Below are 14,284 nucleotides of genomic sequence, written 5' to 3'. Positions count from 1 at the left end.
ATGTACACGATCAAGGACGACCTCTCCGCCACGCTGCAGGAGATCCGTGACGCCGGGCTGTGGAAGGACGAGCGGCAGCTCACCAGCCCCCAGCAGGCCCACATCACGACGACCAAGGCGCAGGCGATCAACTTCTGCGCCAACAACTACCTCGGCCTCGCCGACCACCCCGAGGTCCTGGCCGCAGCCGCGGATGCCTTGCAGGAGTGGGGCTTCGGCATGGCGAGCGTGCGCTTCATCTGCGGCACGCAGGAGCAGCACACCCGCCTCGAGGGCGCTCTGTCCGACTGGTTCGGCACCGAGGACACGATCCTCTACTCGAGCTGCTTCGACGCCAACGGCGGCGTCTTCGAGGTGCTCTTCGGCAAGGACGACGCGATCATCTCCGACGCACTCAACCACGCCTCGGTCATCGACGGCATCCGGCTGAGCAAGGCCGCGCGCTACCGCTACGCCAATGCCGACATGGACGACCTGCGGGCCCAGCTCGAGGCGGCGAGGGGAGCCCGGCGCACCGTCATCGTCACCGACGGCATCTTCTCCATGGACGGCTACCTCGCCCCGCTGGAGCAGATCTGCGACCTCGCCGAGGAGTACGGCGCGATGGTGCTCGTCGACGACTCCCACGCGGTGGGTTTCGTCGGTGCCGGTGGCGGCGGCACTCCTGAGGCCTGCGGTGTCGCCGACCGCGTCGACCTGCTCACCGGAACGCTCGGCAAGGCCCTCGGCGGAGCGAGCGGCGGCTACGTCAGCGGCCCGGCGGAGGTCATCGCCCTGCTGCGCCAGCGCTCACGGCCCTACCTCTTCTCGAATGCCGTGGCCCCGGTCGTCGCGGCCGGGTCGCTCAAGGCGATCGAGATCGCGCGCGGCTCCGACGAGGCGCGAGAGACGTTGCAGCGCAACACTGCTCTCTTCCGTGAGCTGATGACGGAGGAGGGCTTCGAGCTGCTCCCGGGGTCGCACCCGATCACCCCGGTGATGTTCCCCGGCGAGGACGGCGCGCGGCAGGCCGCGCAGATCGCCGATGCCATGCTCGAGCACGGCGTCTACGTCATCGCCTTCTCCTACCCGGTGGTCCCGCAGGGTCAGGCACGCATCCGGGTCCAGCTCTCGGCGGCGCACAGCGAGGACGACGTGCGGGCCTGTGTCGCGGCCTTCGTCGCCGCCCGGGACGAGGTCCTCGGCTCCTGACGGGTGGTCGCCCCCTTCGTCACTCGAAAGGGGTGACATCCCCCGCCCCGTAGCGGGCGATCTCGGCAGCGCCCGACGACAGGTCGACGACCGTCGTCGGCTCGGTGCTCACCTCGCCGGCGTCGATGACGATGTCGACCTGGTGGTCGAGCTCCTCCTTGACGTCCCAGCCGAAGGTCGGGGTCCGCGACTCCCCCGGCAGCAGGAGGGTCGAGATGAGCATTGGGTCGCCCAGCCCGGCGAGCAGCGCCTGCGAGAGCGGGTGGTCGGGGATGCGCACGCCGACGGTCTTCTTCTTCGCGTGGAGCAGTCGACGGGGCACCTCCTTGGTCGCCGGGAGGATGAAGGTGTAGGGACCCGGCGTGGCCGCCTTGACCGCCCGGAAGATCGCGTTGTCGACGTGCACGAGCTGCCCCAGCTGGGCGAAGTCGGCGCACAGCAGCGTGTAGTGGTGCTTGTCGTCGAGGCGGCGGATCTCGCCGATCCGGTCCTTGATCGCCTGGTCGTCGAGGCGGCCGCCGAGGGCATAGCCGGAGTCCGTGGGGAAGGCGACGAGGGCCCCCTCGCGCAGCCGCTCGACGACCTTGCCGACGGTGCGGGGCTGGGGGTTGTCGGGGTGGACTTCGACGAAGGTGGCCATGGGTCCACCGTAGGCGTCGCGCACCGCGCCACGCGAGGGCCCCGACTCCCCCGGATCCGGGGCGTCTGCTGTGAGACTGGACGAGCCACAGGTCGTTGCTGCATTCTTCAACGACTTTTCCTTCGTCCCAGGGGAGCACATGACGGACAACGAGCTCGACCTCAACGGTCACTGGACCATCGACCCCGGCCACAGCCGCATCGGCTTCTCGGCCCGCCACGCGATGATCTCCACGGTCCGCGGCTCCTTCAACGACGTGACCGGCGACGTGCGCGTCGACGTCGACGACCTCGACGGCTCCACCGCCCAGGTCACCCTCAAGGCAGCGAGCGTCGACACCCGCAATGGCCAGCGCGACGACCACCTGCGCAGCCCCGACTTCTTCGACGTCGAGCGCTTCCCCGACATCACCTTCGTCAGCACCAACATCGAGGAGATCCGCGAGCGCGCCTACATCGTGAGCGGCGACCTGACGATCCGCGACGTCACCAAGCAGATCACCATCCCCCTCGAGCTCGGTGGCGTCATGGTCGACTCCTTCGGCGCCGTCCGTGCCGGCTTCGAGGGCTCGCGCCGGGTCAACCGCCGCGACTACGGGCTGGAGTGGAACATGCCGCTCGACAAGGGGGGCGTGCTCGTCTCCGACAAGATCGACCTCGAGTTCGAGATCTCCCTGGTCAAGCAAGACCAGTAGTCACCCTCGCGCGCCGAGCTCCGTGGCGAGCTCGGCCGCGAGTGCCTTGGCCGTGCGTCCGACCCCGATGAGGGTTGCCGACGCGGGCCCGGTCCAGTCGCCGTACCCGACGAAGCAGACCCGCCGGTCGCGCACGGAGCGGTTGCCGCTGACCTCCGGGATGCCGGCGGAGGTGCGCAGCCGCAGCGAGCGCAGATGCCGCAGCGCGGGCCGGAAGCCGGTGCACCAGATCACCGTGTCGAGCTCGATCCGGTCGCGCCCGATGACGGCTCCCTCGGGGACCATCCGGTCGAACATCGCCCGCACGCGCAGCGCTCCTCGCTCCCGGGCGCGGCGCACGGCGGGCAGGGCGACGATGTTGCCGACGAAGGCCGCCTCGGCGGCGTGCGGGTCGCGCAGCCGGGCGCTCGCCTCGTCGAAGAGGTGCCGACCGTCGACGTCGTCGGGCAGGAAGCGCAGCCGCCGTGCCGTGACGAGCGAGACCCATTCGGCTGTCTCGACGAGGTCGGCAGTGATCTGCACCCCGGAGTTGCCCCCACCGACCACCGCGACGCGCTGCCCTGCGAACTCCTCGGGACCGCGGTACTGCGCGCTGTGCAGCTGGCGACCGGCAAAGGTGCTCGCCCCCTCGATCATCGGGACGAAGGGGGCCGCCCACGTCCCCGTGGCACTCACGACGTAGCGCGCCGCGAGCTCGCCGTGGTCGGTCCCGACGAGGAGCCGGTCGGGGGTGCTCCGTACGTCGTCGACACGCACCGGTCGCTCCACGGGCAGGTCGTAGCGCGCCTCGTAGTCGCGCAGGTAGGCCCGCACGTGCTGCACCGGCGGGAAGGTGTCGGGGTGCGGTGGCATGGGCCAGCCGGGAAGGGAGGAGTAGGCCGACGGCGAGAAGAGCCGCAGCGACGGCCACGTCGAGGCCCAGGCCCCACCCGGATGGGCGCGATCGTCGAGCACGACGTGGTCGATGCCGACGCGGCGCAGGTGGTAAGAGGTCGCCAGACCCGCCTGACCACCGCCGAGGACGGCGACGTCGACCTGTCGGGGCATACGGCCTCAGGCGTCCTCGGCCGTCATCTCCACGGGGACCCCGATCTGCACCGTCCGCGAGACGGTGCACAGCCGGTCGCGCGACTGGGCCACCGATCGCGGGAAGGCCGCCCGGGCGCGGTCTCCCCCTTCGCCCTCGGGGAAGCCCAGTCGGAAGGTGACGGCCAGGTCGCTCATGTGGTTGCCGTCCTCGGGGGTGGAGACCTTCTCTCCCTCGGCGACGACGTGGAAGGACTCGGGCTCGGCGCGACGGGAGGTGATGTGGTCGACGTCGACGGAGCTGCACCCGGCGAGCGCGGCGAGGAGCAGCTCCACGGGCGTGAAGTCGTCGGTCGAGCCGTCGCCGATGGTGATCGTGCCGCCCCGAGCATTGCGGATCTCATAGCGCCCCAACGCGATTCGGGTCAGCTCGACACTGCGGTGGCCAGGGCCCGTCCCGCCCGTGGGCTCATCGCTCGTCATGGTCAGCCTCCAAGTGGTCGGTGCGGCCGCCGCTCACGGCCCGAGGGCAATCCTGACAGACCGGGCCGTCACTAGTCTGGGCCGCATGGCCTCCCCCACCCCCATGTCCCCGCCCGCCGGTCGACTCGTGCTGCTGCGGCACGGCGAGACCGAGTGGAGCCGCGACGGACGGCACACGGGCAGCACCGACCTGCCCCTGACCGACGAGGGCCGGGCCCGCGCCACCCGGGCCGCAGGGCGGCTCGAGGAGCTCGGCGTCCGCCCCGTGATGACCCTCACCTCCGACCTGCGGCGAGCTCGCGACACCGCAACCCTCGCCGGGCTCGAGGCCTCGGTCGACCCGGACCTGCGCGAGTGGGACTACGGAGCCTACGAGGGTCGCTCGACGGCGCAGATCCGCGAGGAGCTCGGCGCCGACTGGGACGTCTTCCGCGACGGAGTGCTCCCGGGGGCCACGCCGGGCGAGACCGTCGAGGAGGTCGCGGCCCGGGCCTCTCGGGTGCTGGCCCGTGTGCGACCACACCTGCACGACGGCGACGTCGTCCTCGTCGGCCACGGTCACACCTCGCGGATCCTGGCGACCGTGTGGCTGCGCACCTCTCCCCGGCTCGCGGCCCAGCTGACGCTCGACGCCTCCCGGCTGGCCGTGCTCGGCCACCACCGCGAGGACCCCTGCATCATCAGCTGGAACTGCTGACGACACTCTGCATTGCCCTACGGCAATGCAGGGTCCGGCCCGCGGAGGCCGCATTGCCGTAGGGCAATGCAGCCACAGGGGCTAGGGCAGGGGCCAGGTGTGCACCGGGGCGTTGGTGTGCATGTGCTCGGTGTAGAGCCCGGTCATCTCGGCCAGGGCGGCAGCCCGGTCCAGCCCGGCCTCCTCGAGTCGCCGTACGCACTCGCTCTGCCACACGGCGCCGTTGACGCCCGAGGTGCAGCGTCCCTCGATGACCGACAGGTAGCGGGTGATGACTCTCTCGGCCACGCCCCAGTCCTCCAGGCCGCGTCTGGCCATCGGCAGCAGGTGGCGCAGCACGAGCTCGTCGGCGCCGAGCTCGCCGAGGCCGGGCCAGTAGAGCCGGGCGTTGATGCCGTCGCGGGCCGCCGTCTCGAAGTTGGCCTCCGCGGCCGGGAAGGACATCCGGGTCCAGATGGGCCGGTCCTCGTTGGCCAGCGTGCGCACGCAGCCGTAGTAGAAGGCGGCGTTGGCCAGGGTGTCGATGATCGTCGGGCCGGCGGGCAGGACACGGTTTTCGACGCGGACGTGCGGGTGCCCCTTGCCGGGATCGTAGATCGGGCGGTTCCACCGGTAGACGGTGCCGTTGTGCAGGTTGAGCTCGCCGAGCTCGGGGGTGCCCCCGGCGTCGAGCACGGCGACCGGGTCCTCCTCGGTCGCCTCCGCGAGCAGCGCCGGGAAGTAGCGCACGTTTTCTTCGAAGAGGTCGAAGATCGAGGTGATCCACCGCTCGCCGAAGAAGACGCGCGGACGCACGCCCTGGTTCTTCAGCTCGATCGGCCGGGTGTCGGTCGCCTGGGCGAAGAGCGCGACCCGGGTCTCGGCGTGCAGCCGACGTCCGAAGAAGAAGGGCGAGTTGGCGGCGAGCGCCAGCTGCGGCGCCGAGATGATCTGTGCAGCATTCCAGTGGTCGGCGAACTGCGTCGGACCGACCTGCAGGTGCAGCTGGACCGAGGTGCACGCCGACTCCGGGGCGATCGAGTCGGCGAAGGTGTGCAGCCGCTCCCCCGTGGGTCCCTCGATGTCGAGGACGATGTCCTCGCCACGGGCGACGAAGATCGAGTCGTTGAGCGCCGTGTAGCGGTTGTTGTCGCTGATCCACTCGCCCTGGAAGTGCTCGGGCCGGATCGTCGGCAGGATCCCGATGGCGATGATCCGCGCCCCCGCCTCCTCGGCCTTGGACTCGGCGCGGTTGAGCGACTCGCGCAGGCTCTCCTCGAGTCGCAGGGCCGAGTCACCCGGCAGCGGCCGCGGCGCGACGTTGAGCTCGATGTTGAACTGCGCGAGCTCGGTCTGGTACTCGGGGTCGGCGATCGCCTCGAGCACCTCGTCGTTGACGAAGGCCGGCTGCTGCCCGTCGTCGATGAGGTTGAGCTCGATCTCCAGCCCGGTGAGCGGCACCTCCTCGTCGAAGGCGCGCTCGTTGAGCATCCGCTCGAAGACGTCGAGGTTCTGCTGGACCTTCTCCCGGTAGCGCTGACGCTCCTCGCGGCTGTAGCTCTGCGCGGCAACTTCCTTGCCCATGGGTCCACCTCTTCGCGGTCGGCTGCTGCTGAATCTACCCACGCGACCGGTCCACGGCGAGGATCAGACCACGGTCGGATGCGCGCCCCCTTCGCCCTGCCTACGCTCGGCCGGTGACCTCCGAGACGACGCCCCGACGACCGGAAGGCACCGCCCGCGCCCGGGCGTGCCTCGACGGGCACGCCGGCCCTGCTCGCGGTCGAGGCCGTGCACCTCGCACTCGTCGGCACGCTCCTGGGCGCTGCCCTCGGAGCCGGGTACGCCTGGGTCGGGGTCAACGCCCTCCTCAGTGAGTTCACGAGCGCACCCCTCGTGCTCACCCCCTTCGTCATGGCGAAGGGGGTGTCGCGCCACCGGGTTGTCGGCGGTGCCTCATAGCGTGGTGGTCATGAAGCTGATCCACACCTCCGACTGGCACCTGGGGCGGGCCTTCCACGGCGCAGGCCTGCTGCCGGCACAGTCGGACTACGTGGACCACCTCGTCGAGACGGTGCGGAGCGAGGCGGTCGACGCCGTGCTCGTCTCGGGTGACGTCTACGACCGGGCCCTCCCGCCGCCCGAGGCCGTCGAGCTGCTCTCCGAGGCGGTGACCCGGCTCATCGATGCGGGGTCACAGGTCGTGCTCTCCAGCGGCAACCACGACTCCGCGATCAGGTTGGGCTTCGCCGCCGACCTCCTGCAGCGGGCCGGGCTGCACATCCGCTCCGACGTGCGCTCGATCGGATCTCCCGTGCTCGTCGGCGACACGGCCGTCCACGCCATCCCCTACCTCGAGCCGACTGCCACGACCGTGACCGACGAGCTCGGCGTCACCGAGCGCTCGCACGCGGCCGTGCTCACCGCCGCGATGGAGCGGGTGCGCGCCGACGTCGCGGGTCGTGGTCCGCGGTCCGTCGTCATGGCCCACTGCTTCGCCAGCGGCGGCGCGGCGAGCGACTCCGAGCGCGACATCACCACCGGTAGCGTGGCGATGGTCCCGGCGAGCACCTTCGACGGCGTGGCCTACACCGCCCTCGGTCACCTCCACCGGCCCCAGCAGGTGGGAGAGACCGTCCGCTACAGCGGGTCGCCGGTGGCCATGTCCTTCAGCGAGGCCGGCCAGACCAAGGGGTCCCTGCTCGTGACGCTCGACGAGCGCGGAGCGACCACCGTCGAACAGGTTGCCGCGCCCGTCCACCGGGAGATCGCCCTCGTGCGCGGCACTCTCGACGAGGTGCTCACCGACGCGTGTCACGAGGCGGCGGAGCGGGCGTGGGTCCAGGTCACCCTCACCGACCCGATCCGTCCCGTCGGTGCCTACGACAGGTTGCGACGACGCTTCCCCCACCTCCTCCAGCTGGGCTTCGAGCCCAGTGGTGACGTCGTGCCCGTGCACAGCTACGCCGCCCGGGTCCGGCGGCGCGAGCCGCTCGAGGTGTGCTGCGACTTCGTGAGCGACGTGCGGCGGGGAGCCACCGCCGACGACGACGAGCGCCGGTTGCTCTCCGATGCCCTCGAGGCCGGTCGACGCGACCGTGACCGGGCAGAGGAGCACGGGGCTCCTCGGCGTCGCCGGCGAGGCGTCGCGTGAGACTCCACCGCCTGCGGGCCAGCGCCTTCGGGCCCTTCGCCGGCACGATCGAGCTCGACCTCGAGACCATCGGGGCGGGCGGCCTCTACCTCATCCACGGTCCGACCGGCTCGGGCAAGACGAGCCTGCTCGACGCGATCTGCTTCGCGCTCTACGCGGGCGTGCCCGGCGACCGCCAGAGCACCTCGCTGCGCAGCCAGCACGCCGCAGCCGATGTCCCCACGGAGGTCGAGCTCGAGCTGACCCTGGGCGAGCGTCGGTTGCGGGTGGTCCGCCACCCCGCCCACGAGCGTCCCAAGCGACGCGGCTCGGGCACGACCACCGAGCCCGCCGGAGTGCGCCTCGAGGAGCGACGCGCTGCTGGCTGGCACACCGTGAGCACCCGCATCGACGAGACGGCCCAGGTGCTCGACGACCTGCTGGGCATGGGGCTCGAGCAGTTCCGTCGGGTCGTCATGCTGCCCCAGGGAGACTTCGCCGCCTTCCTGCGGGCCACCGACGAGCAACGTCGCGAGGTCCTCGAGCGGCTCTTCGACATCTCCGACTACGCCGGCGTCGAGGAGGAGCTGGTCCGACGCCGGCAGTCGACCGAGGCGACGCTCAAGCAGTCACGGGCCCAGCTGTCGACCCACGTGACGCACCTCGTCGACGTGCTCTCGGCCGTCGAGGAGGAGCTGCCCGAGCCCGACGCCGCGTGGGCCGACCTCGACGCGACGCAGCTGCCGGAGGCGCTCAGCGCGGTCGGCGAGGCCTTCGAGCGGGTGGTCGCCGAGGCGATGACCCGTGTCGACCAGGCCGATACGGCTGCCGGGGCCGCGCGCGAGGCTCTTGATGCCGAGCGGCGATGCATCGACCTGCGGCGTCGTGGTGCTGCGGCCCGCAGCCAGGTGGCCGACCTCGAGGCGGTCGCCGACGAGCACGCCACCCGGCGACGCACCCTCGAGGAGGCGAGGGCGGCCGCCGCAGCTCTCCCCCACGTCGCGGCCATGGCGCGCGCGGAGTCCGCCCTCGCCGCGGCACGGCAGTCACGCGAGGAGGCCGTCGCCGCGCTGCCCGAGGGGCTGCGCACCCGGTGGGCCACGTGGGTCGACGCGATCGACCTCCAAGAGCCCGACGAGGGGTCCGACGGGCCCGTGGACGGCGGCGAGGACGCTGGGGCGCTCGCCGAGGGCACTCTCCGCCTCGAGCGGGCGCGCCACGAGGCCGTCGCTCTGCGGCGCCGATCGGAGGAGCTGCCCGTCCTCGCGGAGCGACTCTCCCGGTCTCGAGCCACGCTGTCACGGACCGAGGAGCTCGTCACCCGGCTCACGGAGGAGGCCGAGGCCGACGACGTGGTGCGCGAGCGACTCCAGCACGACCGGGAGCGACTGACCGCGTCCGCTGCCGAGCTCGACCGGCTCGACGCGCTGATCGCGGCCCGCCGTGGGGCGAGGGCTGTCGAGTCGGACCTGCGCCGCGCGACCGACGAAGCCCAGGCGGCGCGCGAGCACGTCCAGGAGCTGCGCGCAGGCGTCCAGGAGCTCGTGGCGGCCCGTCTCGACAACATGGCGGGGGAGCTCGCGGGGTTGCTCTCCGAGGGCGACCCCTGCTCCGTCTGCGGGTCCACCGAGCACCCCCGGCTCGCGCGGTCGACCCGGGTCGTCACCCCGGAGGACATCGAGGCCGCGCGAGCGGTCGCCGGTGACGCCGAGCGGGTCCACGAGGCCGCCCGCCAGGCACGGGGAGAGGTGGCCGCACAGCTGGAGGTCGCTCGCGCCGAGGTGCTCCGCCTCGCCGCGGTCGGCGCGTCCGAGTGCGGCGAGTCCGACGAGCCCGACTGCGAGCCCGCCGCGGCAGCGCCCAATGCACCGGTGGACCTCTTCGAGGTGTCGCCCGCCGAGCTCGCAGTCCGCGAGGAGCTCGCGAGCGAGGTGTCCGAGCTGCGCACCTCGGTCGGGACGTCCGCTGAGGTCGAGCGTCGCGTCGAGGAGCGGGCCGCCCGGCTGCTGCGTGCCCACGCATCCGTGCGTGAGGCCGCCGACGAGCTCGCCTCGCTGCGGGCCCGCCGCGACCAGCTCTGCGAGCAGCTGGCCGAGGCTGCCGACGCGATCGGCGCGGCCGTGGCGGAGCACGCGACCACCTGCGCGTGCGTTGACCCGGCCGACGCGCGCCTCGACGAGGTGAGCCGCCCCCCCTTCGACCGCGTGGACCGCCCGGAGGAGGTCGAGGCGACCCGCCGATGGGTCGGTGACCTCGTGGACCACGTGCGACGGGTCGACCAGGTACACGCCCGGGCCGTGACGCATGCAGAGACCCTCGCCGCGGCCACGATCGACGAGCGTCGGGCACGAGCCGGGGTGGCCCAGGCGGCTCGCCACCTGTCGGACGCCCTCGTGGAGCACGGCTTCGACGACGCTGACAGTGTGCGGGCAGCGGCTCGCCCGAGGACCGAGGTGGCTGAGCTCGACAGTCGTGTCCGATCGCATGAGCAGCAGCTGGCCACAGCACACCAGGTCCTCGCCGAGCCCGATGTGGTGGCCGCGCTCGATGCCGAGCCTGCCGACGTCGACGAGCTGGCAGCCACTGCCGCGCGAGCCAAGCACGAGGCCGACGACGCTCGCCGCCATCAGGCGAGCACGGCCACGGTGCACCGACAGCTCGTGCGCGTCTCCCAGCTCGTGATCGACGAGTGCGCGCTCATCGGACCCGCCGCCGCCGAGGCCGAGCTCGTGCGGCGGATCGCCGACCTCGTCACCGGGACGAGCGCCGACAACGACAAGCGCATGCGGCTGAGCACCTATGTGCTCGCCGCGCGACTGGAGCGGATCGTCGAGCTGGCCAACTCACGCCTGTCGGCGATGGCCGACGGGCGCTACGAGCTGGCGCACGACGACACGTCCGCCAGGGGCCAGCGGCGCGGAGGCCTGGGCCTCCTCGTCCGCGACCTGTGGACCGGTCAGGACCGGGCGACGGCGACCCTGTCCGGAGGTGAGTCCTTCACCGCCTCCCTCGCCCTGGCGCTCGGGCTCGCCGACGCGATCCGTGAGGAGTCGGGCGGGATCGAGTTCGGCACGCTCTTCGTCGACGAGGGCTTCGGCAGCCTCGACCAGGACAGCCTCGAGCAGGTGCTCGACGTCCTCGACGGCCTGCGTGACGGCGGTCGCTGCGTCGGGGTGGTGAGCCACGTCAGCGAGATGCGCACCCGCATCCCCACCCAGGTGCGCATCGACAAGTCGCACCACGGCTCGACCGTCACGATCACGGGCGTCCCGGGCGCAGCCTGACCCCTCCGCCCGGGTCGAGGTGGCCGCGACCGGATAGACGGTCCCCATCACCTCGACCCGCCCACGAAGGGGGCCGACTCAGTCCTCGAAGGCCTCCGGCGACGGGCAGGAGCAGACGAGGTTGCGGTCACCGTAGGCACCGTCGATGCGGGCGACCGGGGGCCAGTACTTGTCTGCTGCGTCGACGCCGACCGGGAAGACGGCGGTGGACCGGTCGTAGGAGTGGGTCCACTCCCCCGCCAGCTCGGCCGCCGTGTGCGGAGCATTGCGCAGGACGGAGGCCTCGACGTCGCCGGAGGTACCCACCTCGTCGATCTCGCGGCGGATGGCGATCATCGCGTCGCAGAAGCGGTCGATCTCGCCCTTGTCCTCGGACTCGGTCGGCTCGACCATGAGCGTGCCCGCGACCGGGAAGCTCATCGTCGGCGCGTGGAAGCCGTAGTCGATGAGTCGCTTGGCGACGTCGTCGACGGTGACCCCGGTGTCCTTGGTCAAGCCACGCAGGTCGAGGATGCACTCGTGGGCCACGACGCCACCCGGGCCGCTGTAGAGCACGGGGTAGTGGTCGCCCAGACGTCGGGCGATGTAGTTGGCGTTGAGCACGGCCACCTGGGTCGCCCGCGACAGACCGTCACCGCCCATGAGCCGCACATAGGCCCACGAGATCGGGAGGATGCCCGCCGAGCCGTAGGGCGCCGCACTGATCGGGCCGACACCGGTGGCCGGACCCGCTGCCTCCGCCAGGGGGTGGTTGGGCAGGTAGGGCGAAAGGTGCTCGCGCACCGCCACCGGGCCCACGCCCGGGCCGCCGCCCCCGTGCGGGATGCAGAAGGTCTTGTGCAGGTTGAGGTGGCTGACGTCCGCGCCGAAGCGCCCGGGCTGCGCGAGGCCGACGAGGGCGTTGAGGTTGGCCCCGTCGACGTAGACCTGACCGCCCGCGTCGTGCACCAGGGCGCACAGCTCGCTGATCGTGTCCTCGAAGACGCCGTGGGTGCTGGGGTAGGTCACCATGATCGCCGAGAGGTCGTCGCGGTGCTGCTCGACCTTGCTGCGCAGGTCGTCCATGTCGATGTCACCGCCCTCGGCGGTCTTGACGACGACGACCTTCATGCCGGCCATGACCGCAGACGCGGCATTGGTGCCGTGGGCGCTGGCGGGGATGAGGCAGATGCGCCGCTCCGCCTGGCCGTTGGCCGCGTGATAGGCGCGGATCGCCAGCAGACCGGCGAGCTCGCCCTGCGAGCCGGCGTTGGGCTGCAGCGACACCGAGTGGTAGCCGGTGACCTCGCTGAGCCAGCCGCTCAGCTGCCCGACGAGCTCGCGGATGCCGACGGTCTGGTCGTCGGGAGCGAAGGGGTGCAGACCGGCGAACTCCGGCCAGGTGATGGCGACCATCTCGGTCGTGGCGTTGAGCTTCATCGTGCACGAGCCGAGCGGGATCATGCCGCGGTCCAGCGCGAAGTCCCGGTCGGACAGCCGCCGCAGGTAGCGCAGCATCGCCGTCTCGCTGCGGTGGGAGTGGAAGACCGGGTGGGTCAGGTAGTCGCTCGTCCGCACCAACGCCGCGGGCCAGTCAGGGCTGACGCGGGGAGCGTGCGTGGAGTCGACCTCGTCGGCCACGGCACCGTCACCTGAAGCGCCGAGCGCACCCGCCACCGCAGCGACCTCGCTCGGGTCGGTGGTCTCGTCGACGGAGACCAGGAGGGTGTCGGCGTCGGCCTGCCAGATGTTGACCCCCGCGGAGAGCGCAGCCGCGACCGCGTCAGCGGCGCCACCGGGGATCGTCACGCGCAGGGTGTCGAACCACGGACCCTCGGCCACGTCGACGCCCGCCTCGCGCAGCCGCGTCGCGAGCCCGACCGCGGTGGCGTGGACCCGCTCGGCGATCGCCTGGAGGCCGTCGGGGCCGTGGTAGACGGCGTACATCGAGGCCATCACCGCGAGCAGGACCTGCGCGGTGCAGATGTTGCTCGTCGCCTTGTCGCGACGGATGTGCTGCTCACGCGTCTGGAGGGCGAGGCGGTATGCCGGACGGCCGACGGCGTCCACGGAGACCCCGACGAGACGACCGGGCAGGGTCCGCTCGAGGCCGGCCCGGACGGCCATGTAGCCGGCGTGGGGACCGCCGAAGGCCATCGGCACACCGAAGCGCTGGGTCGTGCCGACCGCGACGTCCGCGCCCCACTCCCCCGGTGCAGTGAGCAGCGTCAGTGCGAGCAGGTCGGCGGCGGCCGTGACGAGTGCCCCGACCTCGTGGGCCGCGGCCGTCAGGGCGCGCCAGTCGCCGATGATGCCGTCGGCGCCCGGGTACTGGACGAGGACGCCGAAGACGTCACGATCGCCGGCGGCCGCGCGCAGCGCGTCCACGGTGTCGACACCAGTGAGGTCGGCGACGACCACGTCGATGCCCAGGGGCACCGCACGGGTGCTGATGACCGCCTGCGTCTGCGGGAAGGTGTTGGCGTCGACGAGGAGGACCGCGTCCTTGGCGGCCTTGCTCGAGCGCCGCATGACGGTCATCGCCTCGGCTGCGGCGGTGCCCTCGTCGAGAAGGGAGGAGCCCGAGGTCTGCAGCCCGGTGAGGTCGGCGACCATCGTCTGGAAGTTGAGCAGCGCCTCGAGCCGGCCCTGGCTGATCTCGGGCTGGTAGGGCGTGTAGGCGGTGTACCACGCGGGGTTCTCGAGGACATTGCGCTGGATGACCGACGGCGTCACCGTGCCGTAGTAGCCCAGGCCGATCATCGACGTGTGCACCGTGTTCTTGGCGGCGAGGGCGCGCAGCTCCTCGATGACCGCCAGCTCGCTCGGGGCCGCCTCGATGCCGAGCGCATCGGTCTGGCGGATCGCACCGGGGACGGCCGCATCGCAGAGCGCGTCGAGCGTGGGCTGGTCGATCAGGCCGAGCATCTGCTCGACGTCGTCCGCACGGGGGCCGACATGACGGCCGACGAACTCGGACAGGGGGGACGAGGCGCTCATGAGGCTCCCTTGAACGTGGGTGGACACGAAGTCAGCCTCCCCATCTGTCACGCGCGAGCGCTCCAGAGGTGCCTGATCCACGAGGTCCTGGCGCCTGAGAGGTTCCGGGGAGTTTGCCCCTTCGGCGCCCCGCAACCGACAGGTGCGAGGACTCTCCCCCGCGGGGTGAGCAGCGGCC

At 71.8% G+C, this 14,284-nt stretch carries 11 protein-coding genes and 1 riboswitch; of the genes, 6 read left to right on the top strand and 5 right to left on the bottom strand.

What is annotated here, in order from left to right; translation table 11 throughout:
• Nucleotides 1-1,191, top strand: coding sequence for a glycine C-acetyltransferase (locus NYE39_RS02480; RefSeq protein WP_072624568.1), 1,191 nt, complete (start codon nucleotides 1-3; stop codon nucleotides 1,189-1,191).
• A gap of 19 nt (nucleotides 1,192-1,210) precedes the next feature.
• On the opposite strand, the gene NYE39_RS02475 is transcribed toward NYE39_RS02480, so the two are convergent.
• Nucleotides 1,211-1,831, bottom strand: coding sequence for an L-threonylcarbamoyladenylate synthase (locus tag NYE39_RS02475; RefSeq protein ID WP_072624567.1), 621 nt, complete (start codon nucleotides 1,829-1,831; stop codon nucleotides 1,211-1,213).
• A gap of 139 nt (nucleotides 1,832-1,970) precedes the next feature.
• Between NYE39_RS02475 and NYE39_RS02470 the strand changes: the two genes are divergently transcribed.
• Nucleotides 1,971-2,525 (top strand): YceI family protein, encoded by a 555-nt coding sequence (locus tag NYE39_RS02470; RefSeq protein ID WP_072624566.1) that lies wholly within the window; start codon nucleotides 1,971-1,973, stop codon nucleotides 2,523-2,525.
• On the opposite strand, the gene NYE39_RS02465 is transcribed toward NYE39_RS02470, so the two are convergent.
• Both NYE39_RS02465 and NYE39_RS02460 read right to left on the bottom strand, forming a co-directional pair.
• The gene (locus NYE39_RS02465) at nucleotides 2,526-3,572 is read right to left on the bottom strand and encodes an ArsO family NAD(P)H-dependent flavin-containing monooxygenase (RefSeq protein WP_192912143.1); all 1,047 of its coding nucleotides are present in this window, start codon (nucleotides 3,570-3,572) and stop codon (nucleotides 2,526-2,528) included.
• Between the two features lie 6 nt (nucleotides 3,573-3,578).
• The gene (locus tag NYE39_RS02460; protein ID WP_404813239.1) at nucleotides 3,579-3,965 is read right to left on the bottom strand and encodes an OsmC family protein; all 387 of its coding nucleotides are present in this window, start codon (nucleotides 3,963-3,965) and stop codon (nucleotides 3,579-3,581) included.
• 154 nt (nucleotides 3,966-4,119) lie between these two features.
• Here NYE39_RS02460 and NYE39_RS02455 point away from each other — a divergent pair, with 154 nt between their 5' ends.
• Nucleotides 4,120-4,731, top strand: coding sequence for a histidine phosphatase family protein (locus NYE39_RS02455; RefSeq protein ID WP_341011771.1), 612 nt, complete (start codon nucleotides 4,120-4,122; stop codon nucleotides 4,729-4,731).
• A gap of 81 nt (nucleotides 4,732-4,812) precedes the next feature.
• Here the strand turns inward: NYE39_RS02455 and NYE39_RS02450 are convergent, their stop codons facing one another.
• Nucleotides 4,813-6,294 (bottom strand): glutamate--cysteine ligase, encoded by a 1,482-nt coding sequence (locus NYE39_RS02450; protein WP_341011770.1) that lies wholly within the window; start codon nucleotides 6,292-6,294, stop codon nucleotides 4,813-4,815.
• A 207-nt stretch (nucleotides 6,295-6,501) separates the two neighbouring features.
• Here NYE39_RS02450 and NYE39_RS02445 point away from each other — a divergent pair, with 207 nt between their 5' ends.
• From NYE39_RS02445 to NYE39_RS02435, 3 genes are read left to right on the top strand one after another with little or no spacing between them, the layout of a single operon-like run.
• Entirely contained in the window at nucleotides 6,502-6,672 is a 171-nt protein-coding gene (locus tag NYE39_RS02445; protein ID WP_341011769.1) for a hypothetical protein, read from the top strand.
• Nucleotides 6,673-6,682: 10 nt separating this feature from the next.
• Nucleotides 6,683-7,864 (top strand): exonuclease SbcCD subunit D, encoded by a 1,182-nt coding sequence (locus NYE39_RS02440; RefSeq protein WP_341011768.1) that lies wholly within the window; start codon nucleotides 6,683-6,685, stop codon nucleotides 7,862-7,864.
• Nucleotides 7,861-11,127, top strand: a complete 3,267-nt coding sequence (locus NYE39_RS02435; protein ID WP_341011767.1) for an SMC family ATPase — start codon at nucleotides 7,861-7,863, stop codon at nucleotides 11,125-11,127. The genes NYE39_RS02440 and NYE39_RS02435 overlap by 4 nt, the downstream gene beginning before the upstream one ends.
• A 78-nt stretch (nucleotides 11,128-11,205) precedes the next feature.
• On the opposite strand, the gene gcvP is transcribed toward NYE39_RS02435, so the two are convergent.
• Complete coding sequence (gcvP, locus tag NYE39_RS02430) at nucleotides 11,206-14,106, bottom strand: aminomethyl-transferring glycine dehydrogenase (protein ID WP_192912138.1); 2,901 nt, start codon at nucleotides 14,104-14,106, stop codon at nucleotides 11,206-11,208.
• Nucleotides 14,107-14,178: 72 nt separating this feature from the next.
• Nucleotides 14,179-14,275, bottom strand: a riboswitch (glycine riboswitch).
• Between the last annotated feature and the right edge of the window lie 9 nt (nucleotides 14,276-14,284).

Origin of the sequence: Janibacter sp. FSL W8-0316 (assembly GCF_038004165.1) — a bacterium.
GTDB classification, from domain to species: domain Bacteria; phylum Actinomycetota; class Actinomycetes; order Actinomycetales; family Dermatophilaceae; genus Janibacter; species Janibacter indicus.
This window is presented reverse-complemented; position numbering and strand designations above follow the sequence as displayed.